At 69.3% G+C, this 19109-nt stretch carries 13 protein-coding genes and 2 pseudogenes; 6 read left to right on the top strand and 9 right to left on the bottom strand.

Features of this window, described 5'->3' with window-relative positions; translation table 11 throughout:
* Window positions 1-71: 71 nt before the first annotated feature.
* The 3 genes from QM774_RS12860 to purB are packed head-to-tail and all read right to left on the bottom strand — an operon-like array spanning window position 72 to window position 4530.
* Entirely contained in the window at window positions 72-2201 is a 2130-nt protein-coding gene (locus QM774_RS12860; protein WP_414976246.1) for a S9 family peptidase, read from the bottom strand.
* A complete protein-coding gene (locus QM774_RS12855; protein WP_414976245.1) occupies window positions 2194-3090 on the bottom strand; it encodes a phosphoribosylaminoimidazolesuccinocarboxamide synthase in 897 nt (298 codons plus the stop codon). The genes QM774_RS12860 and QM774_RS12855 overlap by 8 nt, the downstream gene beginning before the upstream one ends.
* Before the next feature lie 12 nt (window positions 3091-3102).
* A complete protein-coding gene (purB, locus tag QM774_RS12850; RefSeq protein ID WP_414976244.1) occupies window positions 3103-4530 on the bottom strand; it encodes an adenylosuccinate lyase in 1428 nt (475 codons plus the stop codon).
* A gap of 228 nt (window positions 4531-4758) precedes the next feature.
* Here purB and QM774_RS12845 point away from each other — a divergent pair, with 228 nt between their 5' ends.
* On the top strand, window positions 4759-5025 hold the full coding sequence (locus tag QM774_RS12845; RefSeq protein ID WP_414976243.1) for a metal-sensitive transcriptional regulator: 267 nt from the start codon (window positions 4759-4761) through the stop codon (window positions 5023-5025).
* A 100-nt stretch (window positions 5026-5125) separates the two neighbouring features.
* Window positions 5126-6043, top strand: a pseudogene (locus QM774_RS12840) (alpha/beta hydrolase); the annotation flags it as partial.
* Between the two features lie 246 nt (window positions 6044-6289).
* Here the strand turns inward: QM774_RS12840 and purD are convergent.
* The 3 genes from purD to QM774_RS12825 form a co-directional block, all read right to left on the bottom strand.
* A complete protein-coding gene (gene purD, locus QM774_RS12835) occupies window positions 6290-7543 on the bottom strand; it encodes a phosphoribosylamine--glycine ligase (RefSeq protein ID WP_414976242.1) in 1254 nt (417 codons plus the stop codon).
* A 79-nt stretch (window positions 7544-7622) separates the two neighbouring features.
* Complete coding sequence (locus tag QM774_RS12830; RefSeq protein WP_414976241.1) at window positions 7623-9887, bottom strand: ArnT family glycosyltransferase; 2265 nt, start codon at window positions 9885-9887, stop codon at window positions 7623-7625.
* Complete coding sequence (locus tag QM774_RS12825) at window positions 9884-11143, bottom strand: glycosyltransferase (RefSeq protein WP_414976240.1); 1260 nt, start codon at window positions 11141-11143, stop codon at window positions 9884-9886. The genes QM774_RS12830 and QM774_RS12825 overlap by 4 nt, the downstream gene beginning before the upstream one ends.
* 115 nt (window positions 11144-11258) lie before the next feature.
* Here QM774_RS12825 and QM774_RS12820 point away from each other — a divergent pair, with 115 nt between their 5' ends.
* The 4 genes from QM774_RS12820 to QM774_RS12805 all read left to right on the top strand — a co-directional run bounded on the left by QM774_RS12820 (window position 11259) and on the right by QM774_RS12805 (window position 16229).
* Window positions 11259-12107, top strand: a complete 849-nt coding sequence (locus QM774_RS12820; protein ID WP_414976239.1) for an endonuclease domain-containing protein — start codon at window positions 11259-11261, stop codon at window positions 12105-12107.
* Between the two features lie 85 nt (window positions 12108-12192).
* Window positions 12193-14322 (top strand): RecQ family ATP-dependent DNA helicase, encoded by a 2130-nt coding sequence (locus QM774_RS12815; protein WP_414976238.1) that lies wholly within the window; start codon window positions 12193-12195, stop codon window positions 14320-14322.
* A gap of 32 nt (window positions 14323-14354) precedes the next feature.
* Window positions 14355-15578, top strand: coding sequence for an adenylate/guanylate cyclase domain-containing protein (locus QM774_RS12810; RefSeq protein WP_414976237.1), 1224 nt, complete (start codon window positions 14355-14357; stop codon window positions 15576-15578).
* A gap of 36 nt (window positions 15579-15614) precedes the next feature.
* Window positions 15615-16229: a DUF4203 domain-containing protein gene (locus tag QM774_RS12805; RefSeq protein ID WP_414976236.1), complete on the top strand. Its 615-nt coding sequence runs from the start codon at window positions 15615-15617 to the stop codon at window positions 16227-16229.
* A 215-nt stretch (window positions 16230-16444) separates the two neighbouring features.
* Here the strand turns inward: QM774_RS12805 and QM774_RS12800 are convergent.
* The 3 genes and pseudogenes from QM774_RS12800 to QM774_RS12790 form a co-directional block, all read right to left on the bottom strand.
* Window positions 16445-16867: pseudogene (locus tag QM774_RS12800) on the bottom strand (HIT family protein); the annotation flags it as partial.
* 10 nt (window positions 16868-16877) lie between these two features.
* A complete protein-coding gene (locus QM774_RS12795; RefSeq protein ID WP_414976662.1) occupies window positions 16878-18353 on the bottom strand; it encodes a sensor histidine kinase in 1476 nt (491 codons plus the stop codon).
* Between the two features lie 4 nt (window positions 18354-18357).
* Complete coding sequence (locus tag QM774_RS12790; RefSeq protein ID WP_414976235.1) at window positions 18358-19071, bottom strand: response regulator transcription factor; 714 nt, start codon at window positions 19069-19071, stop codon at window positions 18358-18360.
* Window positions 19072-19109: the final 38 nt, after the last annotated feature.

Below are 19109 nucleotides of genomic sequence, written 5' to 3'. Positions count from 1 at the left end.
TTCGACAGGGCGGGGTTTCGACACGGGGGCCTCGGCTGACGCCTCGGACCCCGGCTCAACCAACAGCGGGCTCACCCAGCGGCGACGGCGCCGGTCTGGCGCAGGATCCACGCGAGCTCGAAGGCGGTGTCCTCCCACTGCTTGTAACGCCCCGAGCCGCCGCCGTGACCGGCGGACATCTCCGTCTTCAGCAGGATCGGATTGTCCGACGTCGAGAGCTCCTGCAGCTTCGCCACCCATTTCGCGGGCTCGGTGAACAGGACACGGGTGTCGTGGAAGGACGCCAACGCCAGAATCGCCGGATACGGCTGGGCGGTCACGTTCTCGTACGGCGTATACGACTTCATGTACGCGTACACGTCGGCGTCGTGCAGCGGGTCACCCCACTCCTCCCACTCGATCACCGTCAGCGGCAGCGACGGATCGAGAATCGAGGTGAGGGCGTCGACGAACGGCACCGCGGCGAGCACCCCGCCGAACAGTTCCGGTGCCGCGTTCACGACCGCACCCATCAGAAGACCGCCGGCCGACCCGCCGTCGGCGACCATCTGCTTCGGGGTCGTCCAGCCTGCATCCACGAGGTGCCGGGCCACGGCGATGAAGTCGCTGAAGCTGTTCTTCTTGTTGAGCAGCTTGCCGTCCTCGTACCAGTGCCGGCCCATCTCGCCACCGCCGCGGACGTGCGCGTAGGCGACCGCCATACCGCGATCGAGCATGGACAGACGCGCCACCGAGAAGCCCGGGTCGGTGCTCGACTCGTAGGCGCCGTAACCGGTCAGCAGCAGCGGCATCGGGGTCGAGGAGTCGTCGGCGATCCGCCGCACGATGGACACCGGGACCCGCGTGCCGTCGTCGGCGACCGCCCATTCGCGGACCGCGACGTACTGGGAGGCGTCGTAGCCGCCGAGCACCGTCTGACGCTTGAGCAGGGTGCGCTCTCCGGTGCGGACGTCGAGATCGATCACCTCGACCGGGTCGACGAAGCTGGTGTAACCGATCCGCAGATGCGGGGTGTCCCATTCGGGGTTGGCGCCCAGTCCGACCGAGCAGAGTTCCTGATCGAAGACGACCGGTTCGAAGTCGTCGATGGTCGGCAGCTCGTCACGGCCCCGCAGGTCGGCGACGGCCAGCCGCGGCAACGCATCCTCGCGATAGGACAGCACGAGATAGTCGGCGAAGCAGTCGACGTCCTCGATGCGGCGGGCCGGATCGTGAGCGATCAACGGCCGTCGTCCGCCGGGATTCCCGACCGGCATGACGTCGACCGCGAAGTCGACGGCCCCGTCCGCGTTGTGCACGATCACGAAGTAGTCGTCGCCGCCGAGCCTGGCGTGCTCGATCGAATACTCCACACCGTCGACGCGCGGGAGAACACTCACGAACTCGCCGGTCGGGTCGTCGGCGGACAGCACATAGTTCTCGCTGGTCACCTTGGAGCCGACGCCGATCACCAGGTAGTCCTCGCTGTGGCTGGTTCCCATGCCCACCCAGAAGCGCTCATCCGGCTCGTTGAACACGACGACGTCGTCGGTTCCGGCGCCGACATCGTGCCGCCAGACCGTGTCCGGCCGCCAGGCATCGTCGACGGTCAGATAGAACAGGTGCTTCGCGTCCTTGGACCAGGTGGCGCCGCCGGCGGTCCCCTCGATCACATCGGGCAGCAGTTCCCCGGTGTCCAGGTTCTTGATGCGCAGCGTGTAGCGCTCGTCGCCGACCAGGTCGACGCTGTAGGCCAGCCAGTGACCGTCGTGGCTCACCGAGAAGGCGCCGAGCGAGAAGAAGTCGTGCCCCTGCGCTTCGACGTTGGAGTCGAGAAGGATCTGCTCACCGTCGACGGCCTGCCCGGGCGCCACCTCCGGGGGCGTCCAGTCGCCGGCGCCGCGGATCGGGACCCGGCAGCGGATCGCGTACGAGCTGCCTTCCACCGTGCGCGCGTAGTACCAGTGGCCGCCGGACCGGATCGGGACCGACATGTCGGTCTCCTGGGTGCGCGACTTGATCTCACCGAAGACGTCCTCGCGCAGCGACGCCAGATCGGCGGTCTGCGCGTCGACGTACGCGTTCTGGCCTTCGAGATAGGCCACCACCTCGGGGACGTCCTTGTCGCGCAGCCATTCATAGTCGTCGACGAAGACGTCACCGTGATGGATGCGCTCGACCGGAACCTTCTTGGCGACCGGCGGCGTGACGGCTTCAGGCATCCGCGCTGTCCGGCCAGTCGGCGAAGGAGAGCCCCGAGATGCGTTCGTACGCCTCGATGTAGCGGGCACGGGTGCGTTGCACCACGTCGTCGGGCAGCGGCGGAGGCGGAGTGTCGCCGTGACGGTCCCAGCCCGATTCGGGGCCGGTCAGCCAGTTGCGGACGATCTGCTTGTCGAAGCTCGGCTGCACCTGCCCCGGCCGATAGGTGGCTGCGTCCCAGTACCGGGAGGAGTCGGGGGTGAGCACCTCGTCGGCCAGCACCAGCGAACCGTCGGGGGCCTGCCCGAACTCGAACTTGGTGTCGGCCAGGATGATCCCCCGATCGGCGGCCAGCGCCGTGCCGCGCGAGTAGATGTCCAGGGTGGTGTCACGGAGAGTGTTCGCCAGCTCGTCGCCGACCTGCGCGGCCACCTGCTCCAGCGACACGTTCTCGTCGTGGTCACCGAGATCGGCCTTGGTGGCCGGTGTGAAGATCGGTTCGGGCAGCCTGTCCGACTCCCCCAGACCGGCCGGCAACCGCACACCGCACACCGCACCGGTGGCGTTGTAGTCGGCCAGACCGGAACCGGTCAGGTAACCGCGGGCCACGCATTCGACCGGCACCATCGGCAGCTTCCGGCACACCATGGACCGGCCCACCACATCGCCCGGGATCCGTTCATCGGTGGGGCCGCCGGCCAGATGATTGGGGACACCGAGCTCGTCGAACCAGAAGAACGACGCCGCCGTCAGGATCCGGCCCTTGTCCGGGATGGGGGTGTCGAGGATGAAGTCGTAGGCGGAGATCCGGTCGGACGTGACCATCAGCAGCGTCTGATCGTCGATCTCGTAGATGTCGCGAACCTTGCCGGACGCGAGATGTCGGTAGTCGGAGAGTGCGGGACGCATTCGGTTCCTGCCTTAGAGGATCGGGGCGGGGGTGTACGCGGCGGCGTGCGGATCGGATTCGATCCACTCGGCGGCGTCGGCGATGACCTTCGCGACCTGCGCGTCGGCGGCTCCGACGAATGCACCCTTGTCGGCGATGAGGGCGTCGAGCTGTGCGCGGTCGAGCGGAATGCGGTCGTCGGCGGCCAGCCGGTCCAGCAGGTCCGGCTCCTTGCCCTCTTCGCGCATGGCGAGGGCCACGGCGACCGCGTTCTCCTTGATGGCCTCGTGCGCCTCCTCCCGGCCGACGCCGGCACGCACCGACGCCATCAGCACCTTGGTGGTGCCCAGGAACGGGAGGTAGCGGTTCAGTTCGTTCTCGATGACCTTCGGGTAGGCGCCGAATTCGGCGAGCACCGTCAGGAAGGTCTCCATCAGACCGTCGATGGCGAAGAAGGCGTCGGGCAGGGCGACGCGACGCACCACGGAGCAGAAGACGTCGCCTTCATTCCACTGCGAGCCCGCCAGTTCACCGGTCATCGACGCGTAGCCGCGCAGGATGACGGCCAGCCCGTTCACACGCTCGCAGCTGCGGGTGTTCATCTTGTGCGGCATGGCGGAGCTGCCGACCTGACCGGGCTGGAAGCCCTCGGTGACCAGTTCGTGGCCGGCCATCAGGCGGATGGTGGTGGCCAGCGACGACGGCCCGGCGGCGGTCTGCACCAGCGCGGACACCACGTCGTAGTCGAGGGACCGCGGGTACACCTGGCCGACCGAGGTGAAGGCGTTGGCGAAACCGAGATGCTCGGCCACCTTCGACTCGAGCCGATCGAGCTTGGCGGCGTCGCCGTCGAGCAGGTCCAGCATGTCCTGGCTGGTGCCCATCGGGCCCTTGATGCCGCGCAGCGGGTAGCGGTCGATCAGCTCGCTCAGGCGGGTCAGCGCGACCATCAGTTCGTCGGCGGCGCTGGCGAACCGCTTGCCGAGGGTGGTGGCCTGGGCGGCGACGTTGTGGCTGCGGCCGGCCATCACGACGGTCGAGTACTGGGCGGCACGCTCGGTGATGCGCGCCAGCACCGCGATGCCGTGGGCCCGCACGTATTCGAGGGACCGCAGGATCTGCAGTTGCTCCACGTTCTCGGTGAGGTCGCGGCTGGTCATGCCCTTGTGGATCTGTTCGTGCCCGGCGAGGTCGTTGAACTCCTCGATGCGGGCCTTCACGTCGTGGCGGGTGACGCGCTCGCGCTCGGCGATGGAGTCGAGGTCGACGTCGCCGATGACGCGCTGGTAGTCGGCGATGGCGCCGGCCGGAACGTCGATGCCCAGGTCACGCTGTGCCTGCAGGACCGCGATCCAGAGCTCGCGCTCGAGGATGATCTTGTTCCGCGGAGACCAGATCTGCGCCAGGTCGGCGGACGCGTAGCGGCTGGCGAGGACATTGCTGATGGCCGGTTTTCCCACGTCGGAGAGTCTAGTGGCTCGTCGCGGCAGGCCCGAATCCCCGCTGTCCCCCCGCACTACTGGGCCGTATACGGTTCGTCACCCGATGTGGCCCAGCTGCGGACCGGATACGGCCCAGTAGTGCGGCAGGGGTGCGGCACGGGGGCCGCGCGGGGGTCGGTGCCGAGCACGTGCCGCACATACCCCAAGGGGCATATAGTGGACGTTGACCGACCGAAGGGACCAGCCATGATCGGTGACGAAGAAGCCGTCGCGACCATCCTGAACCGCCTGCGCCGCGCACACGGTCAGCTCGCCGGAGTGATCTCGATGATCGAGGACGGCCGGGAGTGCAAGGACGTGGTGACCCAGCTCGCCGCCGTGTCCAGCGCCCTCGACCGCGCCGGCTTCAAGATCGTCGCCACCGGCCTGCGCGAATGCATGAGCGACAGTGAACCGTCCGGTGAATCGATGAACGTCGAACAGCTCGAGAAGCTGTTCCTGGCGCTCGCCTGACCGACCAGCACCGCCGCGGAGCGACCGCCGCCGGACGAGACGGTTCTCACCTCCGTCCGGGCGGAGCATCGCCGTCACCACGGTAGGATTCCCGCTTGAGATGAGCCCAGATCCAGCCCTGTCCGGCGCGCTGTCGCGCCGGCGATTTCTTTTCGGCACCGGCCTGGCCGCCGCCACAGCGGTCGGCCTGTCGGCGTGCGGTTCGTCGAGCCCGGCATCTGTGAACGACGCCGAGAACGACGTGGGCGGCAGCGACGACCTCCCCACCCAGACTCAGCAGCCGGTCGCGCCCGGCGGCCCGCCGGTCATCACCGGCAGCTTCACCTCGCAGGCGATGGGTGGACGCGAGACCCGCTGGGCAGCGGTCCGCCCCACCGGGGTGACCGGCACCCTGCCGCTGGTGATCGTCGCTCACGCCCTGAACACCGATGAGCGCACCATCTTCAGCAAGCATCTGAACATCCAGAGCGTCCTGCAGGAGTACGTGGACGCCGGCAATCCACCGTTCGCGATCGCCTGCGCCGACGCCGCGCGCAACTACTACCACCGGCGCACCGACGGCACCGACGCGTCGGCGATGATCCTCGACGAATTCGTTCCCCTGCTCGCGGCGAACAAGGACCTGAACGTGCGCACCGACCGGCTCGGTCTGTTCGGCTGGTCGATGGGCGGCTACGGCGCCCTGCGGATCGGCGCCATGGTCGGCGCGCCACGCATCACGGCGATCGCGGTCAGCTCACCCGCCCTGTGGGCCGATCCGGGCAACTTCGCGCCGCGCGCCTTCGACTCCTACGCCGACTACCAAGCCAACTCGTTGTTCGGCCAGCAGGCGTCGTTCGCGAAGATCCCGCTGATGATCTCGATCGGCTCGTCCGACCAGTTCTACACCTACACCCGGCAGTGGGCGGCCGAGCTGCATCCGCCGGCCGCCTTCGATACCGCACCGGGCGGACACACCAACAAGTACTGGAGGTCGGTGCTCGGCGAGCAGATCGAGTTCCTGGGCCGCAGCTTTGCGGGTCTGCCGGCGGCGAGCAGCACGAGCAGCAAACCCACGACGAGCAGCGCCCGATCGACCACCACGTCACCGACGACGGATCCGACCTACTCCGAACCGACGGACAGCGGGTCGACGGGCATCGGGTCGACGAACGGGGAGTCGACGACCGGGCCCGCACCGACCTTCACACCGCAGGTGCCGATCCAGCCGATGTATCCGGGGCCGGTGATCCCGCAGTAACGGCGGACACCCCCCGGCCTTGGATCAGAGGCTGATGCGGCCTTCTTCGGCGGCGAGACCGATGTCGGTTCGGTAGTGCGAACCGGGCAGCTTGACGCCGGCCAGCCGGTCGTAGGCCTGCGCCCGGGCCTCCGCGAGATCCTTGCCGCGTCCCACCACGGACAGGACGCGTCCACCGGAGGAGACGATGTGACCGTCGGCGTCAAGTTTGGTGCCGGCGTGGAGAACGCCGTCACCGGAGGCCCCGGTGATCGTGTCGCCGGTGCGCGGGGTGCCCGGGTAGTTCTCGGCGGCCAGCACCACGACCACGGCACTACCGTCGAACCACTGCAGCGGCGGCAACGTGTCGAGCGTGCCGGTGGCGACGGCGTTGAGGGTCTCGCCGAGCGGCGACGTGAGCAGATCGAGCACGGCCTGGGTCTCCGGATCACCAAAGCGGCAGTTGAACTCCACGACGGCGGGACCGTCGGCGCCGATGGCCAGACCGGCGTACAGCAGTCCGGAGAACGGGGTGCCGCGCTCGGCCAGCTCTGCGGCGACCGGGCGCACCACGTCGTCGACGATCTGGTCGACCATGCCGTCCGGCAGCCACGGCAGCGGCGTGTAGGCGCCCATGCCGCCGGTGTTGGGGCCCTGATCGTCGTCGCCGACCCGCTTGTGGTCCTGCGCGGGCAGCAGCGGGACCACGGTGTCGCCGTCGACTAGGCAGAACAGGGACACTTCGGGGCCGTCCAGGAAGCTCTCGAGAAGAACGGGATGCCCGTTCTCCAGGCAGTCGGCGGCGTGCGCGCGGGCGGCGGCGCGATCGGCGGTCACCACGACGCCCTTGCCGGCGGCCAGGCCGTCGTCCTTCACCACCCAGGTGGGTCCGAAACGGTCGAGCGCGGCGTCCAGCTCGGCAGGACTGTCGACGATCTCGGCGCGCGCGGTCTTCACTCCGGCGGCGGCCATGACGTCCTTGGCGAATGCCTTGGAACCCTCGATCTGCGCGGCCTGCGCACTCGGACCGAAGACGGCGAAGCCGGCATCGCGCAGGGCGTCGGCGACACCGAGGACCAACGGCACCTCGGGTCCGATGACGACCAGATCGGCCGCGACCTCCCGGGCGAGGGCCACCACCGCGTCGGCGGACGCGCCGTCCACCTGGTGGTTGGTCGCCAGCGACGCGGTCCCGGCGTTGCCGGGGGCCGCATGCAGTTCGGTCACCGACGGATCGCGGTCGAGTCCGAGCAGAAGGGCATGTTCGCGGCCGCCCGAGCCGATCACCAGTACGCGCACGCGACCAGCCTAATGGCTGGTCCGCCACGACGAAGGACCCGGGAGGCTCGAGGCCTTCCGGGTCCTTTTCACGCCGCGACTACGACGCCTTCGGGGCCGTCAGGTCGTACAGGGTGACGCCGTCGACCTCGGTGGAGGTGTAGTTCGCCTCGACCCATTCGCGGATCGACGACGACGCGCGGCTGCCACCCATACCGCCTTCGGAGCCCATGGCGCCGAATCCGCCGCCACCGTCGATGAAGTAGTGGATCTTGCCTTCCTTCACGTACGTCTGGAACTCGGCGAGCGTCGGCGACGGATCGGTGCCGTTGAATCCGCCGATTGGCATCACCGAGTAGCCGGCGGCGATCTGATAGCCGGAGGCCTCCGTGGAGCCGACCGCCGCAGCGACCCAGGTGTACTTGTCAGCGCCGTCGCGCAGGGTCGCGGTGACCTGCTCGCTAGGCGTGGATGCGCCCATCATGCCGCCACCCATACCGCCGCCCATGCCGCCACGGCCTTCGCCACCCATGCCGCCACGGCTTTCGCCGCCCATGCTCGCGGAGCCGCCCGCCATACCCGGCATGCCGTTCATGCCGTTCATGCCGTTCATGCCGTTCATGCCGTTCATGCCGTTCATGCCACTGCGGCCCGACCTGCCCTGGCCCATGCGACCGTTCTGACCCATTCCCGGAGAACCGTTCATGCCGCCCTGACCGGGGCCACCACCGCCACCGGGGCCGCCTCCCATACCGCCCGGGCCGAATCCGCCTTCCACGCGGGGACCGGCGCTCACGATCGAGCCTTGCGTCGAGTGGTTCAGGGTGTACGCCGTGTACGCGGTCGGGCCGGCGAGGGCCGCGGTGATGGCCGCGCCGGCGACCACCTTCGAACCGAGGCCGCGTCGCACGAAGATCAGCGCCACCGCGGCGGCCAGACCGATCACCAGCACCAGCCAGCGCAGCCACGGCACGAACTCCGGAGAGCGACCGAGGAGCTTGAAGCCCGTGAACGCGGCGAGCGCGGCGCCGGCCGCCAGGACCAGCGACACCCACCACTTCTCCCGCTCCCGCCAGCAGACGGCGGCCGCAGCGGCGATCACTCCGGCGAGCGCCGGCGCGATGGCGGCCGTGTAGTAGCTGTGGAAGATTCCGTGCATGGCGCTGAACACACCCACCGTGACCAGCATCCAGAGACCGAACATCACCAGGTAGGCGCGTCGCGTGTCGGTGCGCTTGGCGCGACCGATCAGGACCAGAGCGGCCACAGCGAACACGATCGCGGTCGGAATGAGCCAGGCGATCTGGCCGCCCTGCTCGGACTGGAACATCCGGAACAGTCCCGGTTCACCCCACATACCGCCGCGGCCACCACCGCCACCGCCGCCACCCGGTCCACCGCCGGGGAAGCCGCCGCCGGCACCCTCGGCACTACCGGAGAAACCGCCCATGCCGCCGCCGGGGCCGCCGCCTTCGCCGCCCATGCCGGGGACGACTGAACCGGTCTCGTTGCCGTTGAGACGGCCGAGGCCGTTGTAGCCGAAGGTCAGCTCGAGAATCGAGTTGTGCTGCGAGCCGCCGATGTACGGGCGGGAATCCTTGGGCCACAGTTCCACGGTCAGCAGCCACCAGCCGGCGCCGACGATCATCGAGACGAACGCCGCGAAGAGGTGCCCGAGACGCTTGCCCCAGCCACCCGGGGCGAACGCGAAGTAGGCGAGCGCGATCGGGGGCACCACCAGCAGCACCTGAAGCTGCTTGGTGAGGAAGCCGAAGCCGACCGCCAGGCCGCACCACACCATCCAATGCAGACGACCCGTCTCGATCGCCTTCATGCCGAAGGCCACGGCGGCCAGCATCAGCAGGATGAGCAGCGCCTCCGGGTTGTCGAAACGGAACATCATGGCGGCGACCGGCGTGAGCGCCAGCACCGCGCCGGCACCGATACCGGCCCAATGGCCGAAGTAGCGGCGAGTGACGAAGTACAGCACCGCCACCGATCCGACACCGATCAGCACCTCGGGCACCAGCACCGACCAGCTGTTGAGTCCGAACACCCGGACCGACAGCGCCGGCAGCCACAAGGAGGCCGGCGGCTTGTCGACGGTGATCGAGTTCGCCATGTCGGACGAACCGAAGAGCCACGCCTTCCACGACTTGGAGCCCGCTTGAATGGCCGCGGTGTAGAAGGAGTTGCCCCAGCCGTTGGCGGAGAGGTTGTACAGGTACGCGAGCAGGGTGCCGAGCAGCAGGACTGCCAGGCTCACACCCTCGACGGTCTTCTTCGGTGCGCGTTCGGGTTCAGTCGAGACGGCCACCGACGGAGTCGGCTCCGTCGGCGGCGCGAAGTCGGTGAGTGCGGTCATGCGCGGGCCTCCATCGGGGATTCGGACCGGCGGACGAACACCCAGCGGAGTCCGACGAATCGGGTGACGGTGGCGACGAGGTTCGCGACCACCAGGACGGTCAGTTCCAGCCATCGGCCGGGATGGGGTTCCACGGCGTGCAGGACCGCCAGCGATGCGGCGGTCACAGCCCAGCCGAAGAGAAAGATGCCCCAGCCGAGCAGATGGTGTCCGACCGCGCCTTCGCGACCGCGGACCCCGAAGGTGAAACGGCGGTTGGCGGCGGTGTTCAGCACCGCGGTGATGGCCAGTGCCAGGAAGTTGGCGGTCTGCGAGCCGACATGGGTGTGCAGCAGCAGATAGATGAGCGCGTAGCCGAGCGTCGACGCGATGCCGACGGCACCGAACCGGATCACCTGGCCCACCATGCCCGATGGGACGCCCTCGAGTTCGGGGCCGTCGTCGCGTTCGCGTCCGAGGTTTCGGCGCAGCTGGTCGATCGGCAGCCGGCCGCTGGTGAGCGCCCAGCCGACCCGAGCACAGCCGCGCAGGTCGGCGGTCGCGGTCGAGACGATGTCCACAGAGCTGTCCGGGTCGTCCACCCAATCGACGGGCACCTCGGCGATGCGGAGCCCGATACGTTCGGCGAGCACCAGCAGTTCGGTGTCGAAGAACCATCCGGTGTCCTCCACCAGTGGCAGCAACTCGCGGGCGACCGTGGTCCGCATGGCCTTGAAGCCGCACTGGGCGTCGGAGAAGTGCGCACGCATGGCGACCTTGAGGATCATGTTGTAGCTGCGGGAGATGAACTCCCGCTTCGGACCGCGGACCACGTTCGACGAGTGCGCGAGCCGGGTGCCGATCGACAGATCCGAGTGACCGGACTTGAGTGGCGCGATCAGCGGCATGAGTGCGTTCAGGTCGGTCGACAGGTCGACATCGCAGTAGGCGACGATCTCCGCATCCGAGGCGCGCCACACCGCGTTCAGCGCGCGTCCCCGGCCCTTCTCCTCGAGGTGGACCACCCGGACGTCGCCGAACTCCCGGGCCAGCTCGAGCGCGACGGGCAGCGTGCGGTCGGTGCTCGCGTTGTCGGCCACGGTGATCCGGGCTGTATACGGCACCTGCGAGACGAGGTGGTCGTGCAGCCGGCGGACCGCGTCGGGCAGGTCCTTCTCCTCGTTGTACACCGGAACGACGATGTCGAGTACGGGGGCGACGATGGCGGAGTCGGCCACGATCGTCATGGCCGTAGCGGGATCGGTTACTGCTGTCATGAGTACAGCCTCCGATCCGCACCTCCGGTCACCCTGGAACCAACCTGGCAGGTTCCTGTGCACGAGGGAACCGAACGAAGTGGTGCTGCGTCTAAACGCCATGAGTCTAACCACCATGGGAATCAACGAACTGTCCAATGGCGTGGGCGGCACCGGCTGCGGCGTGTACTCGGTGGCCGAACTCGAGGCCCGGGGCTGGGACCGGAACCGGCGCCGACGGGCGGTGGCCGACGGTGTGCTGACGCCGTTGCGGCGCGGCTGGTTCGCCGAACCCGGCCACGATCCCGAGGTCGCGCGGGCGGTCCGCGCCGGCGGCACCCTCGCGTGCGTGTCCGTCCTGCGCAAAGCGGGTTTCTGGGTTCCGCCCGGCTATCCGGGGGTGCATGTGCGGCGGGGTCGTGCGACCACCGCCGATCCGTTGTCGTGCCGGGGTTTCACCCGGATGGATGCCGGCGAGACCGCCGTCGATCCAGTCGTGACCGCCCTCGAGTGCGCGGCCCGCTGCATGTCCGGGGAGGACTGGATCGCAGTGTGCGATTCGGTGCAGAACCGGCACGGGGTGTCGGCGGAGACCCTGCGTGGGGCGATGGGCCGACTGCCCGCCAAGGCCGTCGCCCTGTTCGCGAAGACCGACGGACGTTCCCAGTCGGGTACCGAATCCCTGTGCCGGGTGCGTCTTCGATCCCTGGGCTTCGGGGTGATCGTGCAACCGGAGATCCCCGGCGTGGGGCGCGTCGACCTGCGCATCGGGCGGCTGCTGATCGAATGTGACGGCGAGCAGTACCACTCCGGTCGCGACGAGTTCCGCAACGACCGCCGTCGCGATCGGGCCTCCCTGCTCGGCGGCTGGTATTCGATGCGGTTCACCTACGACGACATCGTGTTCGGCTGGGACGACGCCGTCGCCGACATCCGCGCCTTCACTTCGGTCGACCGCCACCGCATCCGCGATGTCCGTCAGTGACACCAGAAGCGCCGCCGAGGGCGATATCCCCTCGGACCCGGCCTCAGTGACCCCGGGCGACGCGGCGGGCCCTAGGGTCGGAGCCATGGAGAACCGGGAACTCGTCGGCAGCGACCGCGAGGTCGCCGAGCGGGTGATCACCGCGTTGGCCGGTCCGGACGCGCGTCTGCGTCCCGACCAGGAGACGGCGGTCGCGACCCTGGCGACTCCGGGTGCGCGGGCCCTGGTGGTCCAGGCGACCGGCTGGGGCAAGTCGGCGGTGTACTGGGCGGCCACCGCGGTGATCCGGGCCCGCGGCGGAGGACCGACGCTGATCGTGTCTCCGCTGCTCTCACTGATGCGTGACCAGGTCGCGGCCGCCACCCGCGGCGGATTGCGGGCGGCGACACTGAACTCCGCGAACGTCGACGACTGGTCCCGAGTCGAGGCGGAGCTGACCTCGGGCGCACTGGACGTGCTGCTGGTGTCGCCGGAGCGCCTCGCGAATCCCGGTTTCGGGCGGCGTGTCCTCGACGCCCTGGCCGGCCGGCTCGGACTCGTGGTGATCGATGAGGCGCACGCCATCTCCGACTGGGGTCACGACTTCCGGCCCGACTACCGGCGCGTGGCCGACGTGCTGCAACGGCTGAACCCGCAGACGTCGGTGCTGGCGACGACGGCGACCGCCAACCGGCGGGTCACCGACGACGTCGCCGCACAGCTGGGTGCCGCGAGCAGTCCCGGCGACGGATCGACTCTGGTTCTGCGGGGTCCTCTCGCACGCCGGTCCCTGCACCTGAACGTCCTGGACGGGTTGTCGCCGCTGGAGCGCTACGGCTGGGTGGCCGATGAGCTGCCGAACCTTCCCGGCTCGGGCATCGTCTATGTGCTGACCGTCGCCGACGCGGATCGTCTGGTCACCGCGATCAAAGCCGTCCGCGGCGAGGACTATCCGGTCGCCGCGTACACCGGCCAGCTGCCGCCCGAGGAGCGCCACCGACTCGAAGACGACCTGCTGGCCGACCGGGTGAAGGCACTGGTCGCGACGTCCGCACTCGGGATGGGCTTCGACAAGCCGGACCTGGGCTTCGTGGTGCACGTCGGGGCACCGCCGTCACCGGTGTCGTACTACCAGCAGGTGGGTCGTGCCGGTCGCGCCCTCGACGAAGCGGTGGTCGTGCTGCTCGCGGCCGCGCCCAGCGATCGGAGCGGCGGCGACGCCGCGATCTGGGAGTACTTCGCGACCGCCACCATCCCCGACCCGGACCGCATGGAACGACTCCTCGCCGAGCTGTCCGATACCCCCGTCTCGGTTCCTGCGCTGGAGGCCAAGACCGGGATCCGCCGCACCCGGGTGGAACTCATGTGCAAGCAGCTCGCCGTCGACGGCGCCGTGGAGCGCACTCCCGACGGCTGGGTCGCGACCGGACGCCCGTGGCGCTACGACGCCGAGCACTACGACGGCGTGCTCGCGGTGCGGCGCCGCGAGGCCGACATCATGCGCGCCTACATCCGCGGGGAGGCCTGCCTGATGCGGCTGCTGACCAAAGCGCTCGACGATCCGGCGGCACAGGACTGCGGCCGTTGCAGCGTCTGCCTGGGCCGGCTCACCGAGGGGCTGCGCACGTCGGTGCCGCCGGAGACGATCGGCACACTGGCCGCCGCGCTGCGCCGTGACGCCCAGGTGCTCGAGCCACGCAAGATGTGGCCGGGCGGGGCGTTCGGTTCCCGCGGCCGGATCCCGGCAGGACAGCTCGCCGAGCCAGGGCGGGTGCTGGCGCACGCCGACGCACCGCAGTGGACCGACACCCTTCGTCAGGCGCGGGACAGCGACCCGGAGGTCCGGGAGACCGCGCTGGGCGAACTGACGCAGGCGGCGGTCGCGGTCCTGGCCGAGTGGGGCCGCGCCGGCATCCGGCCGGACCTGATCTGCGCACTGGATCTGGGGACCGGGACGGCGACGGAGCTGGCGGCACGGCTGCGCACGGTCGGACGGCGGGAGGGCACCGACCTCGACGTGCTGCCCGGTACCCCGCCGGGCCGTGACGCGACCGGCGCCGACGAGGCGGTGTACTGGCGTGACCATCTCGGGCGGGTGCCGGTCACGCACGGCGCGAGCGTCCTGCTCGTGGTGGACGAGACGTCGTCGACGTGGCCTGTGACGCTCGCGGCGGCCGCACTGCGTGAAGCCGGTGCCGGGCCGGTGCTGCCGCTGCTGATCCATCAAGCCGTGTAACGGGCCGCGGGAACGGCAGTAGCGTCGCAGAGATGGGTATCCCCGACGAGGTCCGGTTGCGCTGCACCGCCGGCGCGTCACCCGAGGTGCTCGACGACGTCGCGCGGCGCCGGCGGCTGGTGACACTCGCCTGCTACGACGCGGCCGCGGTCGGATTCTTCTTCGGGATCGTCGGCGCGGTGGGCGGCGGACCGCTCGTCGTCGCCGGCGTCAGCGCGGCCGGCGGGGTGCTGTTCGCCCTGATCCCGTTGCTGCGCCGGTTCGGTCCGACGGTGGTCGCGGTCGCTTTCGCCCTGACCGCCACCGTGGTGTTGTCGATCCTCACCGCGCTCCTCGGCACCGACGGCGGTCTGCTCTTCTACTTCTTCGTGATCGCGGTGTCGGGGCCGATGATCGTCGGCACCGAACGGCTGTGGCAGCCGGTGCTGTTGCTCGCGGTGTGCACGACGGCCGTCTGCGTTCTGCATTTCACCGTCCCGCACGACACCGGCCGCGCCCCGACCTGGCTGCTGAACGGCGGGTTCGTGGTGAACGCGGTGGCGGCGGCGGGTCTTGCCGTCTACATCATGACGTCGGGTATGAAGCAGATCCGGCGGGCCGAGCTGGCTCTGGAGGACCAGTACGACCACTCCGAGGCGCTGCTCGACAACATTCTTCCGCGCAGCGTCTCGCAGCGTCTCAAGGATTCTCCGGCCGCCGAGATCGCCGACACCTACGACGACGCATCCATTCTGTTCGCCGATCTCGCCGGCTTCACCGCCATGTCGAGCCGCCACAGCCCCGGCGACGTGGTCGGCTATCTGAATGCGCTGTATTCGGCGCTCGACGACCTCACCGACCGGTACGGGCTGGAGAAGATCAAGACCACCGGCGACTCGTACATGGTGGTCAGCGGGGTGCCGTCACCACGGGCAGACCATCTGGAGACGCTCGCCCGGTTCGCACTGGAGATGCGTTCCGTGTGCGACGGGGTGCGCGGACCCGAAGGCGAATCCATGCATTTGCGGATCGGGCTCGCGGCCGGACCGGTGGTGGCCGGGGTGATCGGCTCGAAGAAGTTCTTCTACGACGTGTGGGGTGACGCGGTGAATCTCGCCTCCCGGATGGAGTCGACGGGTGTCCCGGACCGGATCCAGGTGCCGGCGGCGGTGCGGGATCGGCTGGCCGGGGTGTTCGAGTTCGACGAGCGCGGGGTGGTGCCGGTTAAAGGCAAAGGCGATCAGCGGACCTGGTTCCTGCGGGGTCCGCGCGGCTGACCCCGAACGGTGCCCGCGCTGACCTACGATCAGCGCGTGAACATCGTCATCGGTATCCTCGCGCTCCTGGTCGGCGCGGTCTTCTGCTTCTCCGGCATCTCCGCGATGCGGGTCGTGATCTCGATCTGGGGTGCGTTCTTCGGCCTCAGCCTGGGCGCCGGGGTGGTCGCGGCCACCACCGGCAAGGGCTATCTGGATTCGCCGGAAGGCTGGATCGTCGGACTCGTCGTCGCCGCCGTCTTCGCCCTCATCGCCTACCTGTACTACGCCGTGTCGGTGGTGCTGGCGATGGCGTCGATCGGCTTCGTCCTCGGCACCGCGCTGATGATGCTGTTCGGTGTCGACTGGAACTGGGTGATCATCGGGGTCGGCGTGATCGTCGGCGTCCTGCTCGCCTGGCTGACGATCTCCCTGAATCTGCCGGCGCTGCTGCTGGTGGTGCTCAGCGCGCTCGGCGGTGCCACGGTGATCGTCGCCGGCCTGATGCTGCTGACCGGCGTGCTGCACACCAGCGACGTCGGCGACGGGTCGGTCACCGCCCGCATCCACGAGAGCGGCTGGTGGTGGCTGCTGTACGCGGTTCTGGCGATCGCGGGAATCGCCGCGCAGTACCGCAAGGCGGGCCGCCGCGACCTGAGTCAGGACTGGTAGCCCGACTCGGCCACGTTCCCGCGCCCCACGCTCCTTGAGGCGACCGCCCTCCACGCTCCTTGAGCCTGTCGAAAGGAGGCTTCCGGACTCGCTTCGACAAGCTCAACGGGCGGGCGGGGAGGCTCGCTGCGACGGGCTCAACGAGCGTGCGGGGAGGCTCGCTTCGACGAACTCAACGAGCGTTCAGAACGCTCAGGGGCGTCGTCGGTCGGCTCCTCCGGCACGTTCTCCTGGTAGCCGAGGGCGCGGAGCGAGGCGCGGATCCGGCGGGCCGCGTCATCGAGGACGGCGGGATCGGGATCGGTCTCCGCCTCACGCAGGTCGAAGAGCTCCTCGTTCCACGCCGGGAAGACGTGCAGGTGCAGGTGGGGTACCTCGAGGCCGGCGATCAGCAGACCCATGCGCGGGGCGTCGTAGGCGGCCTTGGCGGCGCGGCCGATCTTCTGCGAGACGTCGGCGAGGTGCGTGAACGTCGGGGTGTCGATCTGCTCCCAGTGATCGATCTCCTTGCGGGGGATCACCAGCACGTGGCCCGGCGTGACCGGGTTGATGGTCATGATTCCGACGGCCTGGCCGTCCTTCCACACGAAGCGCCCGGGGAGGTCCCCGTTGATGATCTGGGTGAAAACCGAAGCCATGTCTCGAACTCTAGAGGCTGGCGACCGACTTGTCCTCAGGCGGAGGTGTCCACACGGGAAGGGTGAACCAGAACCGGGCGCCCTGGTCGGGCGCGGACGCGACACCGACCTGCCCGTTGTGGGCGCCGACGATGGCCGAGACGATCGACAGACCGAGCCCGCTGCCCGCGGTGGACTCCTCACGGTGGCGGGACGGATCACCCCGGTAGAAGCGTTCGAAGACGCGGTCGGCATCGTCGGCGGACAGTCCCGGACCCTGGTCGACGACGTCGACGCGGGCCTGGTCGGGCGTCTGCGCCACGACCACCGTGACCGGTCCGGCCGGGGCGTACCGCAGGGCGTTGTCGATGAGGTTCCGCAACACCTGGGTGAGCCGGTCGGCGTCGCCTTCGACGATGGGGCCCGGATCGTCGCCGGTCCGGTCGTCGACGACGATGGTGCGTTTCGGGGCGGCGGCCTGCGCGGCCGCGACGGCGTCGTGTACCAGTGAATCCATGGCGACGGGCGCCTTGGCGAGCGGACGGTGTGCGTCGAGCCGGGCGAGGACGAGCAGGTCTTCGACGAGCAGGCTCATCCGCTGCGCCTCCCCCGAGATGCGGCGGACACCGTCGGCGGGGTCGTCGGTCATGCCCTTGTCGATGAGGTCGGCGAATCCCTTGATCGAGGTGAGCGGGGTGCGCAGTTCGTGGGAGGCGTCGGCGACGAACTGCCGCATCCGTGCCTCGGATGCGCGGGCCTGCTGCTCGGAGGCGGCGGTGCCGGCGAACGCGTACTGGATCTGGCCGAGCATGCCGTTGAGCGAGTCGGACAGGCTGCCGACCTCGGTGTTGGCGGCGGTCTCGGGGATGCGCCGGTTGAGATCGCCGAGCGCGATCGCGTGCGCCGTCTCCTCCACCCGCCGCAGCGGCCGCAGTGACGAGCGCACCAGCAGATAGCTGAGCACCCCGATCACGATCACCACGATCAGGCCGATGCCGGTCTGCAGCCAGATGAGCCGGGAGAGGGTGTCGTCGACGTCCTTGAGCGGGATCGCGACCACCACGCTGTCGGTTCCCGATTCGCGTTTGATGACCCGCCAGTCGGGGCCGTCGCCGGTGGACGGCACGGTCAGCGGGCCCGCGTCGCCGTCGGGCAGGTTCGTCAGGTCGGGGGTCCAGGTGTAGTCGCTGGTGACGAAGGTGTCGCCGCTGCCGAACGACACCTCGACGAAGTACTTCGACGGGGGGCGGCGCGGACCGGCCGGCCCGGGCTGGTCGTGCCCGGCCTGCGGTGGCCGCGCCCAGCTTCCGGTGGCCTCGGTCAGACCGTTGTCGACGCGGTCGATGAGGTCCGAGCGCATCGCCGAGGTGACCGCGAGCCCGGAGGCCAGCAGCCCGAGGATCACCAGCACCAGGGTGAGCACCACCAGTGACACCCGCAGCGGAATCCCGCGGCGCCGGGCGGCGGCCGCGGGGACGCGGGTGACGGGGGGTGCGGCGACGGCCATCGGATTATTCGCGCGGCTCACGCATCACGTAGCCGACGCCACGCAGGGTGTGGATGAGGCGCTTGGGTCCGGTGTCGACCTTGCGGCGCAGGTAGGAGACGTACGACTCGACGACGTTCACCTCACCGCCGAAGTCGTAGTTCCAGACGTGGTCGAGGATCCGCGGCTTGGACAGGACGGTGCCTGCGTTGACCATGAAGTAGCGCAGCAGCGTGAACTCGGTGGGCGACAGCGCGACGGGTTCCCCGTTCTTGAAGACCTCGTGGGTCTCGTCGTCGAGTTCGATGTCGGCGAAGGTGATGCGGGTGGGTTCGCCGGCGTCTTCTCCGAAGCCGCTGCGGCGCAGCAGCACCTCGAGGCGGGCGACCACCTCTTCGAGACTGAACGGCTTGGTGACGTAGTCGTCGCCGCCGATGGTGAGGCCGTTGACCTTGTCCTCCACCGAGTCGCGGGCGGACAGGAACAGCGCGGGGGCTTCGACGCCGTCGGCGCGCAGGCGCTTGAGGACACCGAACCCGTCCATGCCGGGCATCATCACGTCGAGGACCACCACGTCGGGCTTGACCTTGCGGGCGCGATCGAGGGCGCTGGGACCGTCGGGGGCGACGGTCACGTCGTAGCCCTGGAACTTCAGGGATACCGACAGCAGTTCACGGATGTTCTCCTCGTCATCGACGACGAGGACTTTGGCCGGGCGCGTGGTGGCGGGCGAACTCATAGGTCTCACAATCTACCGAGCCCCTGCACTGCGCCTGG

Origin of the sequence: Gordonia sp. (in: high G+C Gram-positive bacteria), from assembly GCF_047600565.1 — a bacterium.
In the GTDB taxonomy this organism is placed as follows: domain Bacteria; phylum Actinomycetota; class Actinomycetes; order Mycobacteriales; family Mycobacteriaceae; genus Gordonia.
Note: the sequence above shows the minus strand (reverse complement) of the source record. Positions and strands in the feature narration are given on the sequence as shown.

Bases quoted from the DNA above. Each gene is read 5' to 3' on its own strand.
- QM774_RS12860 (WP_414976246.1), bottom strand. From the start codon at position 2,201: ATGCCTGAAGCCGTCACGCCGCCGGTCGCCAAGAAGGTTCCGGTCGAG.
- QM774_RS12855 (WP_414976245.1), bottom strand. From the start codon at position 3,090: ATGCGTCCCGCACTCTCCGACTACCGACATCTCGCGTCCGGCAAGGTT.
- QM774_RS12845 (WP_414976243.1), top strand. From the start codon at position 4,759: ATGATCGGTGACGAAGAAGCCGTCGCGACCATCCTGAACCGCCTGCGC.
- QM774_RS12830 (WP_414976241.1), bottom strand. From the start codon at position 9,887: ATGACCGCACTCACCGACTTCGCGCCGCCGACGGAGCCGACTCCGTCG.
- QM774_RS12825 (WP_414976240.1), bottom strand. From the start codon at position 11,143: ATGACAGCAGTAACCGATCCCGCTACGGCCATGACGATCGTGGCCGAC.
- QM774_RS12820 (WP_414976239.1), top strand. From the start codon at position 11,259: ATGGGAATCAACGAACTGTCCAATGGCGTGGGCGGCACCGGCTGCGGC.
- QM774_RS12815 (WP_414976238.1), top strand. From the start codon at position 12,193: ATGGAGAACCGGGAACTCGTCGGCAGCGACCGCGAGGTCGCCGAGCGG.
- QM774_RS12810 (WP_414976237.1), top strand. From the start codon at position 14,355: ATGGGTATCCCCGACGAGGTCCGGTTGCGCTGCACCGCCGGCGCGTCA.
- QM774_RS12795 (WP_414976662.1), bottom strand. From the start codon at position 18,353: ATGGCCGTCGCCGCACCCCCCGTCACCCGCGTCCCCGCGGCCGCCGCC.
- QM774_RS12790 (WP_414976235.1), bottom strand. From the start codon at position 19,071: ATGAGTTCGCCCGCCACCACGCGCCCGGCCAAAGTCCTCGTCGTCGAT.